Annotated in this window: 18 protein-coding genes; 7 read left to right on the top strand and 11 right to left on the bottom strand. The window is 34.6% G+C overall.

The window, feature by feature from the left end; translation table 11 throughout:
• Positions 1 to 21: 21 nt before the first annotated feature.
• From OZP10_RS08835 to OZP10_RS08855, 5 genes are all read right to left on the bottom strand, one after another.
• On the bottom strand, positions 22 to 4,476 hold the full coding sequence (locus tag OZP10_RS08835; protein ID WP_281634339.1) for a PorP/SprF family type IX secretion system membrane protein: 4,455 nt from the start codon (positions 4,474 to 4,476) through the stop codon (positions 22 to 24).
• 1 nt (position 4,477) lies between these two features.
• Positions 4,478 to 5,926, bottom strand: a complete 1,449-nt coding sequence (gene sprC / locus OZP10_RS08840; protein ID WP_281634340.1) for a gliding motility protein SprC — start codon at positions 5,924 to 5,926, stop codon at positions 4,478 to 4,480.
• On the bottom strand, positions 5,923 to 6,333 hold the full coding sequence (locus OZP10_RS08845; protein ID WP_281634341.1) for a hypothetical protein: 411 nt from the start codon (positions 6,331 to 6,333) through the stop codon (positions 5,923 to 5,925). Before OZP10_RS08845 ends, sprC begins: the two co-directional genes overlap by 4 nt.
• A gap of 100 nt (positions 6,334 to 6,433) precedes the next feature.
• Positions 6,434 to 7,726, bottom strand: coding sequence for a hypothetical protein (locus OZP10_RS08850; protein WP_281634342.1), 1,293 nt, complete (start codon positions 7,724 to 7,726; stop codon positions 6,434 to 6,436).
• Positions 7,727 to 7,907: 181 nt separating this feature from the next.
• Positions 7,908 to 8,360 (bottom strand): hypothetical protein, encoded by a 453-nt coding sequence (locus OZP10_RS08855; RefSeq protein WP_111368292.1) that lies wholly within the window; start codon positions 8,358 to 8,360, stop codon positions 7,908 to 7,910.
• Between the two features lie 445 nt (positions 8,361 to 8,805).
• Here OZP10_RS08855 and OZP10_RS08860 point away from each other — a divergent pair, with 445 nt between their 5' ends.
• From OZP10_RS08860 to recA, 4 genes are all read left to right on the top strand, one after another.
• Positions 8,806 to 9,954: a DNA polymerase III subunit gene (locus OZP10_RS08860; protein WP_281634343.1), complete on the top strand. Its 1,149-nt coding sequence runs from the start codon at positions 8,806 to 8,808 to the stop codon at positions 9,952 to 9,954.
• 6 nt (positions 9,955 to 9,960) lie between these two features.
• The gene (locus OZP10_RS08865; protein ID WP_095930182.1) at positions 9,961 to 10,344 is read left to right on the top strand and encodes a DoxX family protein; all 384 of its coding nucleotides are present in this window, start codon (positions 9,961 to 9,963) and stop codon (positions 10,342 to 10,344) included.
• A gap of 115 nt (positions 10,345 to 10,459) precedes the next feature.
• Positions 10,460 to 10,969, top strand: a complete 510-nt coding sequence (locus OZP10_RS08870) for an acyl-CoA thioesterase (RefSeq protein WP_177211537.1) — start codon at positions 10,460 to 10,462, stop codon at positions 10,967 to 10,969.
• 145 nt (positions 10,970 to 11,114) lie between these two features.
• On the top strand, positions 11,115 to 12,122 hold the full coding sequence (recA, locus tag OZP10_RS08875; protein ID WP_281634344.1) for a recombinase RecA: 1,008 nt from the start codon (positions 11,115 to 11,117) through the stop codon (positions 12,120 to 12,122).
• Positions 12,123 to 12,674: 552 nt separating this feature from the next.
• Here the strand turns inward: recA and OZP10_RS08880 are convergent.
• On the bottom strand, positions 12,675 to 13,418 hold the full coding sequence (locus OZP10_RS08880) for a lysophospholipid acyltransferase family protein (RefSeq protein WP_281634345.1): 744 nt from the start codon (positions 13,416 to 13,418) through the stop codon (positions 12,675 to 12,677).
• Positions 13,419 to 13,707: 289 nt separating this feature from the next.
• Between OZP10_RS08880 and trpS the strand changes: the two genes are divergently transcribed.
• Together trpS and OZP10_RS08890 are read left to right on the top strand one after the other, a co-directional pair.
• Positions 13,708 to 14,682, top strand: coding sequence for a tryptophan--tRNA ligase (gene trpS / locus OZP10_RS08885; protein WP_281634346.1), 975 nt, complete (start codon positions 13,708 to 13,710; stop codon positions 14,680 to 14,682).
• Between the two features lie 114 nt (positions 14,683 to 14,796).
• Positions 14,797 to 14,919 carry a hypothetical protein gene (locus OZP10_RS08890; RefSeq protein ID WP_281634347.1) on the top strand — a complete coding sequence of 41 codons (123 nt, stop codon included), beginning with the start codon at positions 14,797 to 14,799 and terminating at the stop codon, positions 14,917 to 14,919.
• An 18-nt stretch (positions 14,920 to 14,937) separates the two neighbouring features.
• Here the strand turns inward: OZP10_RS08890 and dprA are convergent, their stop codons facing one another.
• On the bottom strand, positions 14,938 to 16,038 hold the full coding sequence (dprA, locus tag OZP10_RS08895) for a DNA-processing protein DprA (protein WP_281634348.1): 1,101 nt from the start codon (positions 16,036 to 16,038) through the stop codon (positions 14,938 to 14,940).
• Positions 16,039 to 16,276: 238 nt separating this feature from the next.
• On the opposite strand from dprA, the gene OZP10_RS08900 reads away from it, so the two are divergent.
• Positions 16,277 to 17,248: an HU domain-containing protein gene (locus OZP10_RS08900; protein ID WP_281634349.1), complete on the top strand. Its 972-nt coding sequence runs from the start codon at positions 16,277 to 16,279 to the stop codon at positions 17,246 to 17,248.
• Positions 17,249 to 17,323: 75 nt separating this feature from the next.
• On the opposite strand, the gene OZP10_RS08905 is transcribed toward OZP10_RS08900, so the two are convergent.
• The 4 genes from OZP10_RS08905 to OZP10_RS08920 all read right to left on the bottom strand — a co-directional run bounded on the left by OZP10_RS08905 (position 17,324) and on the right by OZP10_RS08920 (position 22,217).
• A complete protein-coding gene (locus tag OZP10_RS08905; protein ID WP_281634350.1) occupies positions 17,324 to 18,085 on the bottom strand; it encodes a hypothetical protein in 762 nt (253 codons plus the stop codon).
• A gap of 78 nt (positions 18,086 to 18,163) precedes the next feature.
• The gene (locus OZP10_RS08910) at positions 18,164 to 20,443 is read right to left on the bottom strand and encodes a helix-turn-helix domain-containing protein (RefSeq protein WP_281634351.1); all 2,280 of its coding nucleotides are present in this window, start codon (positions 20,441 to 20,443) and stop codon (positions 18,164 to 18,166) included.
• 103 nt (positions 20,444 to 20,546) lie between these two features.
• Entirely contained in the window at positions 20,547 to 21,131 is a 585-nt protein-coding gene (locus tag OZP10_RS08915) for an OmpH/Skp family outer membrane protein (RefSeq protein WP_177211528.1), read from the bottom strand.
• 237 nt (positions 21,132 to 21,368) lie between these two features.
• A complete protein-coding gene (locus tag OZP10_RS08920) occupies positions 21,369 to 22,217 on the bottom strand; it encodes a class I SAM-dependent methyltransferase (protein WP_201999230.1) in 849 nt (282 codons plus the stop codon).
• Between the last annotated feature and the right edge of the window lie 413 nt (positions 22,218 to 22,630).

The raw sequence follows: 22,630 nt of genomic DNA on the forward strand, positions 1-22,630 counted from the left end.
TAAGAGAGACTACTGTTTTTACTAATTCTCCACTTTTACAATGGCCATTCTTCCGTTGTATGGTTTATTTCCTTTTGCTTCTAAAGCTTTAGTTGCCTCTTGTAAACCATCAAACTTCTCGTAATAGATATAATATTTACTTGTTGTTACATTGTAAAAGAAATTAATATCTGATCTTCCTGCAGCAACTGCTTTTGCTAAGAACTCATCTCGTTTCTCTACACTATTATGAACCGCGATAATCATATAATACCCGCTATCAGAATTTTTAATATTCTTAATAATCTGCATATTTGACTGCTCTTCACCAAAATCAAAATCATTTGCTTTTAATGGTGTACTGCTCAGCTTAGTTGTTTCTTTAATTCTCTTAAGAGCTGCAACGTCCTGCGCATATCTTCCTTCATCATTCTCATAAGCTGCACGTTTAATTCTACGTTTACGCTCAATCTCAGTCTCTGTTTTAATACGCTCTAAATCGGCAATTAATGCTGCGCCTTCACGCTCCATTTTTAATTGAGCCGCTTTCAATTCGTTTATCTTTTCAAGATAAGCTTTATTCAAAGGATCATCTTTAGGGAACTTTTTAAGCCTTTCGTTATAAAGATTAGTCAGTTTCGCAATCTCATTTTTCATGCTGGTATTGGCATCAGCAATCTGAATTTTCAATGCCTCAATCTGGCTGTTTTCTGCCGCTACACTCTTAAATGGTTTTGGCTCTCTATAAATACCCTTTTCACTTAAATCATTCTCCTCTTTCAAATCGTTTAAGTCTTTCTGCTTATTCGCAACGGTAGCTTTAAACTGATTTAATAAATCCGTTTGAATGTTACTTGTACCTTCAACAGATTTAGTCAAGTTTTCGATCGCTTTTCCAGTATCATCTTTCGCTTTTGCTGCAAGTGCCGCTGCTGCTGCATCTGCTTTAGCCTGTTCTGCTGCTAATCTTGCTTGGCGCTCTTCTTCTTCACGTAGGCGTCTTGTTTCTTCTTCAGCTTTCAACTTTTCTGTAGCTTCAGCATCCGCTTTTGCTTTTGCTTCTGCCAAAAGTCTTGCTTGTTCAGCTGCCATATCGGCTTTTGCTTTTGCGTCTGCAGCAATCTTAGCTTGAAGTGCTTCTGCATCAGCTTTTGCTTTTGCGTCTGCTGCTAACTTAGCTTGACGAGCCTCTTCATCTAATCTAGCTTTTTCTTCAGCAACTTGTTTAGCTTTTAATGCCTCAGCGTCTGCCTTAGCTTTTGCATCAGCAGCAAGTTTAGCTTGAAGCGCTTCAGCATCTGCTTTTGCTTTTGCATCGGCAGCCAATTTCGCCTGACGAGCTTCTTCATCTAATCTAGCTTTTTCTTCCGCTGCTTGTTTCGCTTTTAATACTTCAGCGTCTGCTTTTGCTTTTGCTGTAGCTTCTGCATCGGCTTTTACTTTTGCATCAGCTAATAATTTTGCCTGTAAAGCCTCCATATCCGCTTTTGCTTTTGCATCGGCTGCCAGTTTAGCTTGTAATGCTTCTGCATCTGCTTTCGCTTTTGCATCTGCCGCCAATTTGGCTTGGCGCGCTTCTTCTTCAACTCTAGCTTTTTCTTCAGCAACTTGTTTAGCTTGCAATGCTTCTGCATCGGCTTTAGCTTTCGCTTCTGCTGCTAATCTTGCTTTTTCTGCCTCAGCATCAGCTTTGGCTTTTGCTTCTGCAGCTAATTTTGCCTGACGAGCTTCTTCTTCTACTCTCGCTTTTTCTTCGGCAGCTTGTTTAACGCGTAAAGCTTCTGCATCTGCTTTAGCTTTGGCTTCTGCCGCTAATCTTACTTTCTCTGCTTCGGCGTCAGCTTTTGCTTTCGCTTCTGCTGCTAATCTTGCTTTCTCTGCTTCCGCATCTGCTTTCGCTTTTGCATCGGCTGCTAACTTAGCCTGGCGAGCATCTTCCTCTTCTTGTAATTTTTTCGCTTCTGCTTCTGCCTTAGCTTTTGCTGTAGCTTCTGCATCGGCTTTTACTCTAGCATCTGCAATTAATTTAGCCTGTAAGGCTTCCATATCTACTTTCGCTTTTGCGTCGGCTGCCAATCTAGCTTGCTCTGCTTCTGCATCTGCTTTCGCTTTTGCGTCGGCGGCCAATCTAACTTTCTCTGCTTCGGCGTCTGCTTTTGCTTTAGCATCAGCTGCTAATTTTGCTTTAGCTGCTGCTTCTGCATCTGCTTTCGCTTTTGCGTCGGCTACAAGTTTAGCTTGAAGTGCTTCTGCATCTGCTTTTGCTTTTGCTTCAGCATTTAATTGTGCCTGACGAGCATCTTCAGCTTGTTTTATTCTTAGTGCTTCGGCATCTGCTTTTGCTTTCGCTTCAGCAGCGATAAGCGCTTGTCTTGCTTCTTCATCTGCCTTAACTTTCGCTTCAGCAGCTAATTTTTCTCTAAGTGCAGCTTCTTCTGCCGCTTTTGCTTTCGCATCTGCCGCCAATTTAGCTTTGTTTGCAGCATCGATAGAAGATTTTGTTTTAGTTTCTGCAGCCGCTTTTGCTTTTGCTTCAGCAGCTAATCTTGCTTGCAATGCATCTGAATCTGCTTTCGCTTTAGCATCTGCTGCTAATATTGATTGCATATCTGCAGCCTCTGCTTTTGCTTTTGCATCTGCTTTACGTTTTGCTTCGGCAGCATCGGCTTTTGCTTTAGTATCTGCAATTAATTTTAATCTTGCTGCTTCAGCATCTGCTTTTGTTTTTTCTGCTGCTGCCAATCTTGCCTGTCTTGCGGCTTCAGCATCTGCTTTAACTTTTTCTGCTGCAGCTAATCTCATTTTTGCAGCAGCTTCTGAATTTGCTCTTGCTCTTTCAATTGCAAGCTGTGCTGCTGTTTTTTGCTCTGTTGGTGCAGCTGCATTTGCAGCGGCTGCTTTAGCTTTTGCAGCTTCAGCATCTGCTTTGGCTTTATCGGCTGCTGCTACTTTTACTTGTAAAGCTTCCGCATCTGCTTTGGCTTTAGCATCTGCAGCTAATTTTATTTTTAATGCTTCAGCATCTGCTTGTGCTTTATCTGCAGCGAGCTGTTCTGGAGTTTTCTGTACAACTGCACCAGATTTGTTTGCTGCGGCTTGAGCTCTTGCTGCGGCTGCCGCATCTACTCTTGCTTTGTTATCAGCGGCTAGTTTTATTCTGCGTTCTTCTGCATCTGCTCTAGCTTTATCAGCAGCAAGTTGTGCTTGTGTTTTTTGTGTTTCTGCTACGGCTTTATTTGCTGCAGCAGTTTGTGCTCTTGCTGCCGCTGCGGCATCTGCTTTAGCTTTTGCCTCGGCAGCTAATCTTATTTTAACAGCCTCTGCATCTGCTTTGGCCTTATTATCTGCTTCTAATTTTGCTTTTGCTGCAGCTTCAGCATCTGCTCTCACTTTTTCAGCTGCCGCAAGTCTTGCTTGTTTTGCTTCAGCATCTGCTTTAGCTTTTGATTCTGCAGCCAATCTATTCTTTTCGGCGATTTCTGCTCTGTTAACTTGAGTCGCTTCCGATTGCGGTTTTGCTGGTACTGGTTTTGGTTTCGCAGGATCAACTAAAGAACCTTCATCATCATCTCCATAGTAGTAATTTCTATTTTTGAATTTATACGCAATAGCAAATTCATGAGAACCACCTAAGTTTGAGAAATTACCCATTCCTCTTTCGTAATTGTACTCAATAGCAATACTCGGCGTAATGTTAACTCCAAGTCCTGCAGAAACTCCATATAATGTGTTATAACCTAACTGGACCCAAACTCCCTGCTGAAGTGAAAGCATCCCAAGTCCAGAAATAACTGTTTTATCCTTTTTAATTTCTGTTCTTACAATTCCAGAAAATTTACTTCTGTCAAAAAAGCCATAACTATCAATATATCCTGTATACATGGCATGCAATTGAATTGCTCTTTCTGGATCTTCCTTTACCATTCCAGATCCAAAATTGTAAAGAACTAAATTGTTAATTGCTAATCCGAAATCTAAAAATTCTGTACCATAATTAATCCCTGGATTTACAGTCAGTAATGTGCTTTTTGGAAAATCCCCTGATAGAATAGTAGAATCATCTGATATAATTTTTCCTGTATTTATACCGCTTTGATAAATTCCTACATTTAAACCAAAAGTCAAATTACTAGCTTCTTCCAGAACAATATTGTGAGCGAAATTGGCAACTCCGCCAAAGACAGTCATCAAACCATAATTCTGTTGAAATAAGCCTACAGCAAATGCTTCATTTTCTCTAAATCGGCCAGAATAGTTGGCCAAATAAGTCTGCGGAGCATTATCAAACTGCACCCATTGCCTCTTATTATAGAAACTTGCGTATGGGTTCGATTCTCTAACAAAACTGAAAGTTGGGTTAATTAAATATCTATTAAACTTTAAAGAATTTCTTATGGGTAATGAAAACGAAACAACTCCATCCTCAGAAGCTTCTTGAGAATAGAGTACATTTGATAAACCGTAAAATAACGTGATGAATAGTAAAATTTTCTTCATATTATTTTATAACCGTTATTGATCCTTTTTTTTCACCTGCATCGCCTTGAATGACATAGTAATAAACGGGATTTACATTTTTAAAATCTATATTGTTTTGAGGCCAATCGCCTTGGTAATTCACTACATCCAGAACTTTATCACCGTTTGAACTAATGATGATTACCTTTGTATTTGCATTTTTATATTCATCTGGAATATTCCAGTACGGATTCATTCCGCTTAGTTTAATAATGTTTGGAATAACACTAGCTGGGCCAGACTCTCCATTTATTCTAAATGAAAATTCTCTATTTGCGATACAGCCAGATGCTTGAGAAATTTTTACTTTATAATTACCTTTAACAGCTACCACATAAGAACTAGATGTTTCATTAGGAATTAAATTGTCATTTAAATACCACTCATAAGTAGGATTAGTAGCATCTGTAGTTACAGATACATTTAATGTTTCACCTTCACTTAATTTGTAACCATCTTGAACATCTATTTTTGCTTCGAAACCGTTGCTTTGAAGATTAATACTTCCAGTAGCTGAACATCCTCCAAAATCTACATCGACAGAATAAACTCCAGATTCGTTTGTTGAATAGGTTCTATTAGTAGCGCCATTAATTAGATTACCATCTTTTTTCCATTGATATTTATTTCCTGATGTCGCGGTTAAAACTGTCCCCGTACCACTAGCACAAAATGGGTTTCCAAGACTAGAATTGATAGTAACAGCCGAACCTGAACTAGAAGAAACAACATCAACTCTATTAGAACTAATATTGCTTGCAGTACAAACTCCGTAATCAATTTCAGAATAATATTGCCCTGGACTATTAACTACTAAGGAGCTTCCTGATTGCCCAGAAATAATAGCACCATCCTTATACCATTTATATTTAAGTGATGGATAATTTGCAGGTGAGGAATTTACATCTGAAGGTGTTTCATTATAAACAGATAATGTAATACTTCCAGATGAACAAATTGCTGCAGATGTATTTTTGTTATTAATGAAATAAGCCGCTTCATAAGGTTTATAATAAGCTCCTATAGAAGTATTTCCTAAAGAGTTTCTAAATCTCTGGCTAACCGTACCTGTAGAGCTTTTGATTCTTAAACCATAAATATCAGAACCAGCTAAATCAGTAGGCACAGCAAACTTGATAGTCTGCTGCGTTGCTGATGTATTTATTACTTGAAGAGTTGTAGTAGCGGTTGGAGTTGTAAAACTACCTGTATTATCTGAAAGTTCTACCTGAAAGGTAGTTCCTACAGGAAAATCTATATAACTAAAAGTTGCAAAAAACTCATTGAAAGAACTACCAGCACAAAGTTTCTCTAAACCATCTAACTGTTGAGGAACTATCGTTTGGGCATAGGAATTCGATCTAGCAAAAAGTAAAATGCTAAATAATATTATAACTTTAAAAAAAGATAAAGTAATTTTTTGAATCATATAGTGCGTGTTCTTGCTAGATCTATACGCTCAAAAAACAGGATATCTATGAATGTTTCAGAGAAATCATACTTGTAGTTTTCAATTACTTCTTTTGCAAGAATTGAAGTTGCTGCAAATGATGAATTCTCATTACAATCATTAGATACAGTATTTGACTCAGCCGCTATAGTAAGGCTATCCTTGGGGGTGGACATCCCTACTATAGACTGATTTAAATTACTTGATTTGCCGTTTTCAATAACAGCATTATTATTGTTGATTTGGTCATTGCAAGCCAAAGTTAAACCACACTCAGAAACAGCAGCCTTAGTAGGATTTTCTGCTGTGTTCTGTGCATATAGAGTTAACGAAATAGGCGAAACCAAAAATATTATATATAAAAAATATTTTTTCGTAGATACCATTATGTCTTGATCTTTATTTGGGCCCGTAAGACGATACATAAATTGTGTCTGGGGACTTAATTAATAAAATTTACGCGAGGGAAATAAAAATCGAAACTATTTATTTGTTACCGCTAGAAGCTGTGATTTTTCCTAATTGTAATCTGAAATCTGGTTTTTTAGGATTGAAGATATCAATGAATGTTTCTTTGTTGTCACTTTGTGACATAACATTGAAAAACACAGGGTTTCCATACCAGCTCTCTAAATCTTCATTGTTAGAATTGTATTCAGTAAAGATGTTTCCTTTACATAAATTGAAATACATTTCCTCAAATTTGATTTTTTTAAGGTTGGCATCATTGATTTCAGTTTTGCTGTCTAATAATACTGCAGGGTTGAATCCAGAGATTACACTTCTTTTCATTTCAAGAGAAGCATTTTCGGCTACATAAACAGCCTCTTTTACTAATCCTGCTTGAATGTCAGCATTAATGTTTTCACTGTCATTAACCATTGTAATATTACTTGCAACAACTAAAGTTTGTTTTTTAGTGAAATCTGTTTCACTTTTCTTTTCATAAGATTTAACCTCCATACAACGAGATCCGTCTTTAGTACTTGAGAAGTAAGAAGATCTAACTGCTAAAGAGTTGAAGAAACGACATTGAACTCCTTGAGAGAATTTAAAGTCATCGTTAACTGATTTATAAGAAACGAATTTTGTAGCATTTAAGTCACCACCTAAGATTCCGAAAGAATCTCCACCAGCGTAACTTACCATGATGTTTTCTAAAATTGTTTTGTTACCAACAGCTGCTAAAGTTAAAGCGTTGAAAGTATCAGCTCCTTTTACTTTTTTACCAGCAAATTCGATTCTTACGAATCTTAAAATTCCTGAGTTTGAAGCTACGTTGTCTCCACCGTAAGTAGTCATTGTTGGATCTAGATCTAGGTTATAAGAACCTACATTTCCAAATTTATTAATTGGAGCATCACCAAGAATTACAATACCACCCCAGTCTCCAGCTTTTTTCATGCTGCGGTTTGAAGTAAATACGATTGGATCTGTTTCTAAACCATCAGCTACTAATTGTGCACCTTTTGTGATCACCAATGTTCCTTTTGTTTCGAAATCACCAATAATTACTGTTCCTGGTTCGATAGTTAAAACAGCATTGTTTGTAACATAAACGTTTCCTTGCAAAACGTAGATATTTCTTTTCAGCAATTTGGTATTAACAGAAATATTTCCTGCCAAAATTTGGTTTGCTTCTCCATAATCAACTTTGTTAGGCTTAAACTCAGTCCAGTTGTTTAACCAATTGGTGTAGCCCATAATTCCTTTCTCTTGTTGAGCATTCATACTCGCAACTGTCAAAAGAACGCAGATCAATTGAGTAATTTTTTTCATGATAAGGGGGGTATTACGGTTAATAATAAATTTGGGTATGCGTAAATGCAAAAACTCTTCTCGAGTTTTCTGAAATTTTCAGGACCCTCGAGAATGAGTTGTTTTTTTTTATTTTGTTTTTTAAGAATGTCTAGCTGGTATTCACCAGACTTTCTCAAAAAAGATTTTAAAAAATGCTTTATTACATTTCGTTCAAATCGTTGAACTCGTGTAATGATTTCAATGTACTTTCGTAGAATAAGATTGCAGCGATTAGATTTCCTTTATCAGAGTAAGGCATCATTTTTCTTTGAAAATCTACCGTCGTATCCAAGAAAGTTGTTGTACCAACTGCCTGAGCATCTAATACTTTTTTGTGTTCGTTATCGTCTGGAATACCTAAGTCTGCCATAGTAACACCTGGTTTAGTAACCAAAGCAATGTAAGGGAGAGTTTTAACTAATACTTTAATACGCTCGATGTATAATTCCAAAAGTTCTCCTTTTTGCATACCACTTAATTCTTTTTGATCATGGTATTTTCTGATAAGAGCAGTTGTACTGATAATACTTCTCGGTGCGTTTTTAGCTTGTGCTGAAGCAGCCGCAGTAGTTAAGATAAAAAAAGCACTAAATAGAATAATTTTCCCTTTCATAGATTCTTATTTTATAATTGGTTGTTGATAAAAACAAAAATATAGAAATTAACTTAAATTACAACTGTAATGGATTTTTTTTTCAAAAAATTTCCTTAAAAAAACCTTAAAAACCAGCGTTATGTCGAGAAAATGTGCGTTTTAACGGGCATTTTGTTAAAATGTTTATATAAAAACCGTAAGATATTAACTATAAAAAATAAAAAATTAACTCTTTAAATAATCAAAAAACAGCTCCGTTTGTCGAATTTTGAAAAAAAATATTAACAAAAACATCTTGGTGTTTATTAACTTGAAGATATTTATTAACAAATTTCTGTCGAAACTGCATGAAAAAAATCAAAAAATCAAGTCCAAGACTTTAATCTCAAATTTGAAAATTCCAACTTCGAAATAATCTTATCTTGAAAATTTTTGACTACACATTTTCTTCTATCTTTGCGCAATGCAATTTTCTCAAATTTTAGGTCAAGATTACATCAAAAGCCACTTGATAAAAAGTGCTGCTTCTGGTAGAATTCCTCATGCACAATTATTCGTTGGTCCAGAAGGAAGTGGCACATTAATAACGGCCATTGCCTATGCCCAATATATTTTATGCAATAATACCGGTGATGAAAATTCAAATGGAAATGATTCTTGTAATCTAAAGTTTGATAACATCTCTCATCCCGATTTGCATTTTATTTATCCAACCGTTACAACCGAAGACGTAAAGACAAAACCTAAAAGTTTAGACTTTATTCAGGATTGGCGCAGTTTCATTCAAGAAATGCCTTATGGAGGTTTGTTCGATTGGTATAAAATTCTTGGCGTTCAAAACAAGCAGGGAGAAATTCGTGTAGAAGATGCACAGGAAGTTTTAAAATCGCTTTCGCTGAAATCTTATGAAGGCGGTTACAAAATCATGATTATCTGGATGGCCGATAAAATGAATATCGCCGCATCTAATAAACTGCTAAAACTTCTCGAAGAACCGTCAGACAAAACCATGTTTATTCTGATTTCTGAAAACGAAGAAGATATAATCCAAACCATACGTTCAAGATGCCAGGTTATTCACTTTAACGGACTTCCTGAAAAAGTAATAGCCGAAGCTTTGGTTGCCAAAGAAAATATAGATCCAAACTTAGCTAAAAAAATTGCACATCAAGCGCAAGGAAATTTTAATAAAGCATTGCACTTGTTAAAAGAAGACGATGACGATCTTCCTTTTGAGCAATGGTTTGTCAATTGGGTTCGAGCTGCTTTTAGAGCAAAAGGAAATGCCGCCGCTATTCAGGATTTAATTTCATGGAGCGAGCAGATTGCCGCGCTTGGACGTGAGAGCCAGAAAAAATTTATTCAATACTGCATTGAAATGTTTAGACAAGCTCTTATGCTAAATTATCAAGCACAAAGTCTAGTATACATTGAACCGAAAGTGGATAAATTTAAATTGGAGAATTTTGCTCCTTTCGTAAACGGAAACAACATCCACGAAATATTCAAAGAACTTTCAGATGCGATGTATCACATTGAAAGAAACGGAAATGCAAAAATAATCCTTACCGATTTATCGATCAAATTGACTCGTTTAATTCATAAAAAATAATTCATAATGAACAATGTTGCCTCAATTTTACTTTTAGCTTTTCTAGCTTTAACTTTTTTACAATCGGGTTACGAAAAAATTTTTTACTGGAAAGATAATGTTGCTTGGCTTAAAGAACACTTTGCCAAAACACCTTTAAAAAATCAAGTTCCTCTGGCTCTATTGCATTTATTGATTTTAGAATTGATTTCAGGAATTTTATGCGTTGTGGGCGGAATTCAATTATTTACAAACAATGGCAGAGAATTTGGCTTTTATGGAGCTATATTTTCTTGCATCTGTTTGCTAATGATGCTTTTCGGACAAAGACTTGCGAAAGATTACGATGGTGCAAGAACCATTGTTATATATTTTATACCAGCTGTAATGGCTGTTTATTGGTTGAATTAAAATATGCCACTCCCGATAGCTATCGGGATTCACAGATTTATTTAATCATTTTAATCTGTGAAATCTGTGACAAAAAAGCCCTTTTTGGGGCGTTAAAACAAATTTTATTAAAAAAATGAATCCAAAACATCCTTCAGAATCCCTAACTATTTTAACTGATTTGGTTTTACCGAGCGAAACAAATCCTTTAAACAATCTTTTCGGCGGTGAGTTATTAGCCAGAATGGACCGAGCGGCAAGTATTGCGGCCCGCAGACATTCGCGTCGAATTGTTGTAACGGCCTCTGTAAATCACGTTGCTTTTAACAGAGCTATTTCGCTTGGAAGTGTTGTAACTGTAGAAGCAAAAGTTTCCAGATCTTTTAAAAGTTCTATGGAAGTTTTTATAGACGTATGGGTAGAAGACCGCGAATCTGGAAACAGAACAAAAGCCAACGAGGCAATTTATACATTCGTAGCGGTAGACGATACAGGAAGACCTGTTGAAGTTCCAGCAATTGTACCAGAAACTGAATTGGAAATTCAGCGCTTTGAGGCTGCACTACGTCGTAAACAATTGAGTTTATTGCTAGCTGGTAAAATAAAACCAACAGATGCAACAGAATTAAAGGCTTTGTTTTTGTAGAACGATTTTGTGACAATTTGGAACAATCAAACTTCAAAAAAAGAAGTAATTTTACAAATTATAAAACTGACTAATAAGATTATTAAGGAATTTTCTTATTTTTATCCAGAAAGACAAAATAATAATTTAAGATATTTAGAAAAAAATGAGTTCAGAGAAAGAAGCCAAATTAAAAGCACTACAATTAACGCTTGACAAACTTGACAAAACCTACGGAAAAGGAACCGTAATGAAAATGGGCGATAAAGCCATTGTAGAAGTAGAAACGATTTCTTCTGGCTCACTAGGTGTTGACTTAGCTCTTGGAGTAAACGGATATCCAAAAGGAAGAATTATCGAAATATATGGTCCAGAATCTTCTGGAAAAACTACTTTGACGCTTCACGCAATTGCAGAAGCTCAAAAAGCTGGTGGTATTGCTGCTTTTATCGATGCGGAACACGCTTTTGACAGAAACTATGCAGAGAAATTAAATGTTGATATCGAGAACTTAATTATTTCTCAGCCAGACAACGGAGAGCAAGCTTTAGAAATTGCTGAAAATCTTATTCGTTCTGGCGCTATAGACATTGTTGTAATTGACTCGGTTGCAGCTTTAACTCCAAAAAGTGAGATTGAAGGTGAAATGGGAGATTCTAAAATGGGTCTTCACGCACGTTTGATGTCTCAAGCTTTGAGAAAACTTACTGGAACTATCAGTAAAACAAACTGTACAGTTTTCTTCATCAACCAGCTTCGTGAAAAAATTGGTGTTATGTTTGGAAATCCTGAAACGACAACCGGAGGTAACGCACTTAAATTTTACGCTTCTGTACGTTTAGATATTCGTCGTTCTGCTCAGATCAAAGACGGTGAAAATGTAATTGGTAACAGAACTAAAGTTAAAATTGTTAAAAACAAAGTGGCACCACCTTTTAAAACTGCCGAATTTGACATTATGTACGGAGAAGGAGTTTCTAAAACTGGTGAAATCTTAGATCTAGCTGTAGAATTTGATATCGTTAAAAAAGCAGGATCTTGGTTCAGTTATGGTGACACCAAATTAGGACAAGGACGTGACGCCGTTAAAGCTTTAATTAAAGACAACCCAGAACTAGCTGACGAACTGGAAGTTAAAATTAAAGATCATATGAAAGAATTGGCAAACGCCTAAAAATAAGTCAACAAAGACGCCTTAAAAGCCGAATGATTCTAAAAAATCATTCGGCTTTTTTATTTTGACATAAAAAAATGAAATTTTCACGCAACCTTTTTACCAACCTTCCATCTGTATAAAAAAGCAGTTTATAATTGGTACTGCCATATATCAATTTCGGTTTTTTTAGAATTTACATTGGTTGGTTATTTGAGTAAAAAATCCGTTGGTTGTTCAAACTGACGGGTTTTTGTCAAATTATCCTCAATTCCAACGCAACCTTTTTAATTTTTCGATATCTATAATAATGTGACATTAACTTGAGTTATTAACTAAACTCTTTATTATCAACCATTAATATTTTTAACCATGAAAGAAAAAATAGAATTGTTGTACAATAAAAACCGAAGAAAAACCAAATTGAAATTTAAAAAAGTATTGCGTTTTATTTCAGAAAAGATAATTCACAGATAATAAGCTTTTGAATAAAAATAGGGGTTTTTAATTCAAAGAAAAGCCGGTAAACTTTTAAGTCTACCGGCTTCTGTATTTTACATAATGTTTTTATGGTTATTCCTTTTGATAATCCACTAAACCATTATAAATCATATTTCTAACTTGATCTCTCAATTCTTTTCTGTTGTCACTTGTTAATCCTTTTGTTTCTACGAAAGGTAAAATTCTAGCGCGCATCTTTCCTGGACTTCCACTCAAAAAAGTATATGAAAAACGCTCTTTGTTATCTGGATAAACAATAGGCACAATCGGAATCTGATGATCGATTGCCAATCTGAATGCGCCGTCTTTAAACTCGTCCAGCAAAATACTTTCGTCATCTGGAACTCCGCCCTCTGGGAAAATGCAAATACTTAAACCTTGATTCAATCTGTTTTGAGCTCTTTTAAAAACCTCATTTTTACTTTTAGACGAACTTCTGTCAACCAAAATACAAGTACGTTTATAGAAAAATCCAAAAAGCGGAATCTTTACCAGCTCTTTCTTCCCAACAAAAACAAATGGATTTTTAATTAAAGCCAACGTAAGCATAATATCCGTCATAGAAGTATGATTGGCCACTATCATGTAACTTTTCCCTTTAACGAGCTTCTGCTCGCGTTTTACGGTATAAAAGAAACCCATTCCGAAAAGGATAAATTTAGCCCAAATGCGGGCCATTTTAAAGAAGTATGGATATCCTTTCTCAGAAAGTATAGAAATAACCAGAAAAGGCAACATAATCAGTATTGGAATGGCCATCAAAACGTAAAACCAAATTCTCCAAAGAATCCAAAAAGCAATTTTAAATATTTTCATAGATTCAAAAGTAAGAAAACAGAAATGAATATTTAGCAACAATTTATAATGTGAATAATTTAACAGCAAAGCACACAAAGATTTTACGCAAAGAGCGCAAGTTCTTAGCCACAGATTTAAATGATTAAATGGATTTTATGAAATCTGTGAAAATCTTTTTAATCTGTGGCAGAACATTTAAATCTTTGAAAAAACATAGTAAAAAATCTTTGCGTGCTTTGCGTAAAATCTTTGTGTGCTTTGCGGTTATAAAAAACTTCACGAACTTTGCATTTCAGAAAAAACGAGAATGGCAAAAATACTTACGGGTGTTCAAAGTACAGGAACACCGCATTTAGGAAATTTATTAGGAGCAATTATTCCGGCAATCGAATTATCAAATGATCCATCAAACGAATCTTATTTGTTTATTGCCGATTTGCATTCAATCACTCAAATTAAAGACGGAAAGACTTTAAGAGAAAACACGTACAGTACTGCTGCGGCTTGGCTTGCGTGCGGATTAAATCCTGAAAAAGTTACATTTTACAGACAATCAGACGTAGTGCAAACTACAGAATTGACTTGGTATTTGAGCTGTTTTTTTCCATTTCAAAGATTGACTTTAGCACATTCTTTCAAAGATAAAGCTGATCGTTTGGATGATGTTAATGCCGGACTTTTTACATACCCAATGTTAATGGCTGCTGATATTTTATTGTATGATGCTGAATTTGTTCCAGTTGGAAAAGATCAATTACAGCATTTAGAAATTACTCGTGATGTTGCGGCTCGTTTTAACCACCAAATGGGTGAAACTTTTGTTCTTCCTGAAGCAAAAATTCAAGAGAATATTATGCTGATTCCAGGAACAAACGGAGGAAAAATGAGTAAATCTGCAAACAATATCATCAATATTTTCTTGGACGATAAGACTCTGCGTAAACAAGTTATGAGTATTGAAACTGATTCAACTCCACTTGAAGCTCCAAAGAATCCTGATACTTGTAATGCTTTTGCAATTTATTCTCTGTTAGGATCAGAAGAACAAATCGCACAAATGAGAGCAAATTATTTAGGTGGAAATTATGGTTACGGTCACGCTAAACAAGCTTTGTTCGAATTGATTACTGAAAAATTCAAAACAGAAAGAGAAAAATATAATTACTACATCAACAATCTTGAAGAAGTTGACGCTTTATTGAAAAAAGGTGCTGCAAAAGCTTCGGTTATTGCTGATGGTGTTTTGGCAAAAGTTAGAGAGGTTCTAGGATTTCAAAAATAAATTTAAAAAACAATATTCTATAAAACGCTGAACATTACTAAAATTGCTCAGCGTTTTTCTTTTATCATATATTTTTGTAACTTCAAGTATATTAATCTTTTAAAAACAAAAAGAATGGATAAGTATATTGAAGATTACAATGTTCCCTCTTATGTATTTCAAATCTTAAATATAATTTTCGGCTTACTGCTGATTTATATTTTATATCGATTGTACAAACATTTTACAAGAAAATAATGTATAGGATTTTCTGTGTTAAATTGACTCAAAAAGTTTTCCAGGAAGTGGTCTAATAACACCTTTTAATTCCATACCAATCAGAATTCCGGATAGTTTGAAAATTGGTATTTGACATTCGATTGCAATGATATCTAATAACTCTTTTCCGTTTTTTAGAAGAAAATCGTAAACCTTCTGTTCTTCAGATTCTAATTCCACAAAAAGCTGTTTCTGAATGTTTTTTGTTTTTTCTTTAATATCCCAATTTAACATATATATTAAATCAGCGGCATCTGTCAACACATTTGCTTTCTGGGTTTTAATTAAATTATTGCAGCCTTGACTGTATTTATCTGTAACTCTTCCAGGCACAGCAAAAACATCACGATTGTACTCGTTGGCCATATTTGCAGTAATTAGAGATCCACCTCGATCGGCAGATTCTATAACAATTGTAGCTTCAGTCATTCCAGCAACAATACGGTTTCGACGCACAAACTTCTCTTTATCTGGATTCGAATCGCTCCAAAACTCAGTAATAAATCCGCCATTCTCCTCCATTCTAGCCATATACTTTTTATGAGTTCTCGGATAAATCTGATTTAAACCATGAGCCAGCACGCCAACAGTTTGTAAATTTAAATCCATTGCCGCCTGATGCGCTACGATATCAACTCCATAAGCAAATCCACTTACAATCACTGGATCTAATGGAGCCAAATCTTCAATTAATTTTCTACAAAAATCAGTTCCATAAGAAGTAATCTGCCGTGTGCCCACGATACTGATTATTTTTTTGTTTTTAAAATCTAGATTTCCGGCAGTAAATATCAGAATTGGTGCATCAATGCAATGTTTAAGTCGTTCTGGGTAATTATCATCCTGAAAAAACGAAACCTGAATATTATTGTTTTTTATAAATGAAAGTTCTTTATCTGCTTTTTCAAAAACACTTTTATCTTTTATATTTTTCAATAAAACAGATCCAATTCCATCAACAGCAGCCAATTGAGAATTCTTTGCTTTAAAAATAGCATCGGCATCACCAAACGAATTAAGCAATTTTTTGCCCATTATATCTCCTACTCCATCAACCTTCAATAAGGCAAGTAAATTAAACAATTCTTGATCTGTCATCTTGTTTTAACATTATGTAAAATAGATAAATAAAATCTACTTTTTTTAAGGCACAAATATCTATAAAACAAAGTAATTTCTTAATAAAATTATAGAATATTTTTAAAGTGCCTTGTTTTGAAAGAAAACATAAAAAGTTAATATACTGAAAACGAATTGTCTAAAAATAATTCGGAATTGTTAATAAAAATTGTGAATAAAATTTTGATAACTATACGCGTTGTCTAACTTTGTTAATATGAAAATCGAAGTATATATCTCACAGTTATTGTATCGTTATCAGTGTGTAACGATTCCAGGATTTGGTGCATTTTTAACAGAAACTCACTCAGCGCAGCTGAATGAAAGCACTAATTCGTTTTTTCCTCCAAAAAAAACCATTTCTTTCAACAGTCGTATCAAAAATAACGATGGATTGTTGGCAAATCATATTGCACAAGCAGAAAAAACATCTTATAGTTTTGCAGTTAGCGCAATTGCTTTTGAGGTTTTAAACTGGAAAAAAACATTGGAAGAAGAAGGCGTGATTCTTTTAAAGAACATTGGAGAGCTGCGTTTAAATTCTGAAAGCAATATTGTTTTTAAACCAAACGATCAAACCAATTTTCTATCTACTTCTTTCGGATTAAGTCCTTTTGTTTCGCCAATGGTGAAAAAAGAAGCTTTCGAGAAAAAAATCGAAAAAATCGCGGCAAAAGAAAAAGATGCTGTTTTATTATACGAAAATGAAGAAGAAACTAAATCTTCAAATCCGTTCTTGCGATATGCTGCAATTCTTGTTTTAGGACTTGGAATTACAGGAAGCATTGGTTACCCATTATATCAAAATCAAATTGATAACCAAACACTTGTTGTAGAACAAGCAGTTCAGAAAAAAGTACAGAACAAAATTCAAGAAGCAACTTTCTTTATTAAAAGTCCGCTTCCAGCTGTAACTCTTTCTGTTGATTCTGCTAAAGTTGAAACTGTCGAAACAACAATGCCATATCACATTATGGCTGGTGCTTTTAGAAGCGAGCAGAATGCAAGAAAAGCGTATAACCAACTAATTAAAGATGGTTTCAAAGCGAGAATGTTGAAAGAAAACAAACACGGATTATTTCCTGTTTTATACGGAAGCTATGCGACTATGAAAGAAGCAGAGCAAGCTCAAAAAGAAATACAAAAAGGCGAAAATCCACAAGCTTGGATCCTGGTCGAAAATCTATAAATCAAAAAAATCCCGTTCTTCTGAAACGGGATTTTTTTTTGATCTAAAAACTTAATATTCCGCAATGTTTAATGTTTATCGTGAAACAATCTTAGCATCTTGTGATAAAATCTCTTTTCCTGATTGATATACTATTAATGCCGCAGGCGCCGAATTTTTTTCACCTAAAACAATAAAATGACACTCATATCTGAAGTTTCCTTTTTTGAATTCGAAATGATGATTTCCGCCTGTACCATCTGCAACAAAAATTCCATTTTCGATTACTAAATCAGGTTTGTCGGTCATTTTGTTTTTGATTCCCCAAGAAACGTAACGATAGTTATTATTCCCCAAATCATCAATTCTTATTCTAAATTTTGAAGTTTCAAGAATGGCAATCGGCTCTTTAAAATTTGAAATCAAAGAGTTTACATTTTTCTTCTGTGCTGCAATCAGCGAATTTTTTATTTTCAGTTCTTCATCAGATTGATGATTGATGCTGATGATTCTTCCATCAGTATCGATCCACAAATCACCTTGATTGAGCATAATTCCACGCCAACCCACTTCTGACCAATCCTTTGCAGGACCCGATTTTGTTATTTTTTCAATCAAAACTTTATCAAAAATTTGATTATATCTTTTTATAAAATCTGCTTTATCTTTCACTGACGGAATTGGATATTCTCGCTTGAACGGAAATTTTATTCGTTTTGCAATTGCTTCTTTATCGCTGTTTTTCACTTCCAGAATAAACTTCGAAATGAACTTTTGATATTCTGGTTTCAAATCTTGAGCAATTAAAAACGAAGAATTAAACACCAAAATTGTTAGCAATATTTTAAATGTTTTCATATCAAAAATAATTTAATGCGTTAGAAATTAGATTTTTGAAAAACAGAAAACAGTGTTTCACGTAGGACGCTCCAAAAATTAATTTATGCTCGCTTTGAACATTTTCAATTCGTCCCAGGTAAATTCGTCGCCATATTTTTCCTTCAAAGGGCTCAAAGATTCTTCTTGATAAAACTGAAATGCTTCTCGCAAAGCCAAAATTTTATCATACGGAAGAACATCAGTAATTTCAATTTTCTTCGCTTGAATAAGTCGTATCAAATGCCCCTCAATAGTTTGAACATTCAATTTACGCATTCTCGCAATATCTTCAACCGAATTTTTATCCATCCACAAATCGTACGTTTCTTCGACTGTCGTTTTTTTAGCCGTTTTAAGCTCGTTTTTCTCTGTCTTAGCTGATTTGTATCGAACAACGGGTTCTTCAGCCCTAAAAATGTCTGTATTTGTCGTTTTCAGCTCTTCTCTTATCCTTTCCGCTTTGTTCGTTTTGTAATTTTTAATATTTGGCGACGAAAGCTTTTCTTTACTAATTTCTTCACCGGCAACAACAACTTCAATCAATAACTTGGCTTTCATCAATCGTAAAACCGCTTTTGTTTGGAGATCTTCCAAAAAGTTAAGCTCTTCGTAGAACTCTTTTACTTTTTTAAATTTTTGAATTTCACCCATTTTGTAAATCAGATCATCTACCAACTTATCCATTTGTTTGAAGAAATAATCATAGGCCGCATCTACCCTTTCTTTTACAAAAAACAAATCGACCGTTTCTTTGATGAAAATTTTATTGAGTTGCGAAATGAATTTCTGCGAAGGATCTAAAAGCTGCTCCATAATTTCCATGCGTTTATGTGCCCAAACTGCATGTTTCGTTTTTTCGGAACCTGCTGCATTTTCGTTATAACTGAAACGATGATTTCGCCATTCTTGCGCCAATTCTCCCCAATTAAAACTGTTTATCAAATAGTTATGTATAAAATTTTTAGTTTCAAAGTGAAGCGCTTTCTCCAAAGTTTCTTCTGTTGCTCTGTTCAAAGCATAATCCATCACATCTTGATCGTTAGAAATACCATTCATCTGCATCGGAGAAAGCAAAATAAGACCTTCTAACGAACGCAAACGCGAAAGTGCTACATAGGCCTGTCCGGGCAGAAAAACTTGCGATACATCGAGCGCTGCTTTGTCAAAAGTTAAACCTTGGCTTTTGTGCACCGTGATGGCCCAAGCCAACTTGATTGGATAATGCGCAAAAGTTCCTAAAACCTCTTCTTCGATATCTTTGGTTTGTTCGTTGACTTTGTAGCGGATATTTTTCCATTCGTACTTTTCCACTTCAAGCGTCATGTTCTCTTCTGGAAAATGAACAAAGATTTCTTCATCTGAAAGCGATTTGATTATACCCATTTTTCCGTTGAAATATCTTTTCTCAAAAGACAAATCGTTTTTGACGAACATGATCTGTGCGCCGACTTTTAATTTCAGTTCTTCCTCGACAGGAAATATCTTTTCTGGAAAATCTCCTACAACAAATGGCGTATAAACATATTCTTTACCACCTAAATCACTGATTGACTGTGAGTTAATAGAATCAGCTTTAGCATTATGCGTTGTAAGCGTTATATAGCCTTTGTTCTCTTTAAAGTCAAAATCTGGCTTAACATATTGATTTAGAATAGCTATGTCTTGTGGCGTGATCTGATTGTTTCGCAAATTATTCAAAACTGAAATAAAAGCATCATCGGTCTGGCGATAGATTTTTGACAATTCAATATAAATTGGCGGATACGTTTGGAGAACATGAGAATGAAAAAAGAATTTCCCTCGGTAATAATTTTTCAGCGTTCGCCATTCTTCATCACGAATAACCGGCGGCAATTGTAGCAAGTCTCCAATAAACAAAACCTGGACTCCGCCAAAAGGCTGTGTGTTTCTTCGAACAGTCTGCATCATGAAATCGACCGCATCCAACAAATCGGCGCGCATCATACTCACTTCATCAATAACCAGAAGCTCCATGTTTTTGATTACATTTCGCTTGACGTTATTCATTTTGAAATGACGACGCAAAGATTCTTTGTTTTCAAACTTTACCGTTTCTGTAAATTGTGCGCTCGCTTCGTAAGACGGAATAAAAGCAGAAAACGGAAGCTGAAACATAGAATGGATTGTTACACCTCCAGCATTCAAAGCAGCAATTCCTGTTGGTGCAACGACCACAGTATTTTTATGCGTTGTTGCGATGATTTCACGCAAAAGCGTAGTTTTTCCAGTACCTGCTTTTCCCGTAAGGAAAATAGATTTTTGAGTCTGATTGATGAATTGCAAAGTATAAGCTGCCGCTTCTGAAACGTTCTGCATTGGGCTTGTATTAAAGAAATAAAATTACCGCATTTTTATAAAAAGAAAAAACCTAAATCTTAGTGGATTTAGGTTTTCAGTAATTTAGTTAGTTTGGTAGTTTTTATTTTTTTGCTTCGCCTTCTTTTGCTTCAGCTGCTGGTTTTGCATCTGTCTTTGGCTCTGCTTTGTATTTATCATTTAAAGCTTTGATAATTTCTTTTGTGATATCGTATTTCTCTTCAGCATACAAAATTGTTGCAGCATCTCCTGTTCCGTAGATGTAAGAGTAACCGTTTTTCTTTCCGTAATCTTTAATGAATTTTTTAACTCCACTAACAAGAGAATCCATCTCAACACCACTTTCTTGTTGTAATTGTTGAGCCAATGCTTGTTGTGCATAACCTAATTGCTGCTCTCTTTTTTGCAATTCAGCACCTCTTTGCTGTGCCCAAGCTTGACCGTTTGCTTGTGCCTGACTTTGAAAACTAGCAGCGTCTTGTTTAAAACGTGAAATCTCAGCTTGTAATTGTCTACCTTTTTCTTCCGCTTGAGCTTTATACTTTGCCTCTAAATCTTTTGCCTCAGTGTATTCTTTCATCAAAACCGAAGTATCCACGTAAGCTGTTTTTACTTCCTTTACCTCTGCTGTTTTGTTACAAGAAACTGCGAAAACTGAAAGTGCGATAATAACTAATGCTTTTTTCATTTTTTATAATTCTATTTTTTTAAGTATTGAAGACAAAAATATAAAAAAATCAATAGCATCAACATAAAGTTTAAAAAATGCGTAAAATTTATGATATTGTTTTTATTTATCGAAAAAAATATAGCCATAAACCAATGTTATCGCCATATTTTAGGTGTTTTTTGTCTTGTTTTGGATTAGCTAAAAAAAGCCATCTTGTCTTTTAGAGGCAAAACGGCTTTAAATGATTTTTGATTTTTATTTGTTTTTTAAAACGTAAATATGCGATGAATATTCCTTTGAGCTTTTTGCTTTCCAATTTGATTTTAAACCAATGAAAAAAGCTTTGATGTAATTCATTTTTCCATTTTTATATTTTTCGGATAAAAGGCTTACGTAAAAAGAATCAAACTTCATTGGAAGTATCTTTTCTAATTTCATATCCACTCTTTCAAAAAGCAATTGAATTGATTTTTTTGAAAAATGCCAAAAGTGAATCGGCACATCATACGCAGCCCAAAAAGTTTCATAATGACCCGCATCGAACGATTTATAGTTTGGAACCGCAATAATTAATGTTCCAGTTGGTTTTAACAAACGCTTTAATTCTTGAATCTGAAGTTCTAAATTTGGAACGTGTTCCAAAACATGCCACATTGTAATTACATCCAAAGAATTACTTTCTAAAGTGCTAGTTTCTTCTACAAATGAAATTCCTTTTTCTTTAGCAATATTTTTTGCTCGATCGCTTGGTTCTACTCCAATGGTTTCCCAACCGTCATTTTTTGCTGTTAGAAGAAAATCTCCAGTTCCGGCTCCAATATCCAAAAGTTTTCCTTTTTTCGATTGCTGGCTATTGATTAGATTCAATTTATTCTTAAGCGCAATATTTTTTACAAAATGATATGCTTTTTCAAATAACGAACGTTTGTTATCTGTATGCGAAATATAATCTTCGCTTTCGTAATATTTACCCAAATTTTGAAGTTCAGGTTGTGGAGAAGTAATTAGCATATCTAATTCTTCATCGTAATACAAATCAAAAATTTCTTTTGAAACAGAATGGTCTTTTACCGTAAGAAAGTGTTTTTTGTTTAAAACGTTCATTTTTTAAATTTATAGATATTTGGGTTTAATTTATAGCAAATCCTAAAAACGAAATTTTATCGCTTTTAGGATTTTTTGTTTTTCATTTTATTCTTCTAGATTCTTCTAAATTCTTTTTGATTCTTTTTGATTCCTTCAAAATTGATAATTCAACATAATTGCAAATCTACTTTACTTATCCTTTTGCAAAATAATTTCCTTTTCAAATCTGATTTTTATTTGCATCTGAAACGGTTAATAATTCCAATTGCATTAAAAAAACAATTTTCTTTTACCAAAAGGTTTCACGTGGAACAGTTACAATCTAAGATTTTTGGCTTTAGATTTTAGATTTATTCTAGATTCTGAAATAAAACCTAAAAGCATTATAGTTTCACGTGGAACATTTAATACTCTTCAGTCCCAGTTTACAG

This window comes from Flavobacterium luteolum (genome assembly GCF_027111275.1).
In the GTDB taxonomy this organism is placed as follows: Bacteria; Bacteroidota; Bacteroidia; order Flavobacteriales; family Flavobacteriaceae; genus Flavobacterium; species Flavobacterium luteolum.

Excerpts from the sequence above, each read along its gene's own strand:
- OZP10_RS08920 (WP_201999230.1), bottom strand. The coding sequence starts at position 22,217 with ATGAACGTTTTAAACAAAAAACACTTTCTTACGGTAAAAGACCATTCT.
- OZP10_RS08870 (WP_177211537.1), top strand. The coding sequence starts at position 10,460 with ATGAATCCAAAACATCCTTCAGAATCCCTAACTATTTTAACTGATTTG.
- OZP10_RS08910 (WP_281634351.1), bottom strand. The coding sequence starts at position 20,443 with ATGCAGAACGTTTCAGAAGCGGCAGCTTATACTTTGCAATTCATCAAT.
- OZP10_RS08845 (WP_281634341.1), bottom strand. The coding sequence starts at position 6,333 with ATGGTATCTACGAAAAAATATTTTTTATATATAATATTTTTGGTTTCG.
- OZP10_RS08890 (WP_281634347.1), top strand. The coding sequence starts at position 14,797 with ATGGATAAGTATATTGAAGATTACAATGTTCCCTCTTATGTATTTCAA.
- OZP10_RS08900 (WP_281634349.1), top strand. The coding sequence starts at position 16,277 with ATGAAAATCGAAGTATATATCTCACAGTTATTGTATCGTTATCAGTGT.
- dprA (WP_281634348.1), bottom strand. The coding sequence starts at position 16,038 with ATGACAGATCAAGAATTGTTTAATTTACTTGCCTTATTGAAGGTTGAT.
- OZP10_RS08835 (WP_281634339.1), bottom strand. The coding sequence starts at position 4,476 with ATGAAGAAAATTTTACTATTCATCACGTTATTTTACGGTTTATCAAAT.
- OZP10_RS08880 (WP_281634345.1), bottom strand. The coding sequence starts at position 13,418 with ATGAAAATATTTAAAATTGCTTTTTGGATTCTTTGGAGAATTTGGTTT.
- trpS (WP_281634346.1), top strand. The coding sequence starts at position 13,708 with ATGGCAAAAATACTTACGGGTGTTCAAAGTACAGGAACACCGCATTTA.
- OZP10_RS08860 (WP_281634343.1), top strand. The coding sequence starts at position 8,806 with ATGCAATTTTCTCAAATTTTAGGTCAAGATTACATCAAAAGCCACTTG.
- OZP10_RS08850 (WP_281634342.1), bottom strand. The coding sequence starts at position 7,726 with ATGAAAAAAATTACTCAATTGATCTGCGTTCTTTTGACAGTTGCGAGT.
- sprC (WP_281634340.1), bottom strand. The coding sequence starts at position 5,926 with ATGATTCAAAAAATTACTTTATCTTTTTTTAAAGTTATAATATTATTT.
- OZP10_RS08865 (WP_095930182.1), top strand. The coding sequence starts at position 9,961 with ATGAACAATGTTGCCTCAATTTTACTTTTAGCTTTTCTAGCTTTAACT.
- OZP10_RS08905 (WP_281634350.1), bottom strand. The coding sequence starts at position 18,085 with ATGAAAACATTTAAAATATTGCTAACAATTTTGGTGTTTAATTCTTCG.
- OZP10_RS08855 (WP_111368292.1), bottom strand. The coding sequence starts at position 8,360 with ATGAAAGGGAAAATTATTCTATTTAGTGCTTTTTTTATCTTAACTACT.
- recA (WP_281634344.1), top strand. The coding sequence starts at position 11,115 with ATGAGTTCAGAGAAAGAAGCCAAATTAAAAGCACTACAATTAACGCTT.
- OZP10_RS08915 (WP_177211528.1), bottom strand. The coding sequence starts at position 21,131 with ATGAAAAAAGCATTAGTTATTATCGCACTTTCAGTTTTCGCAGTTTCT.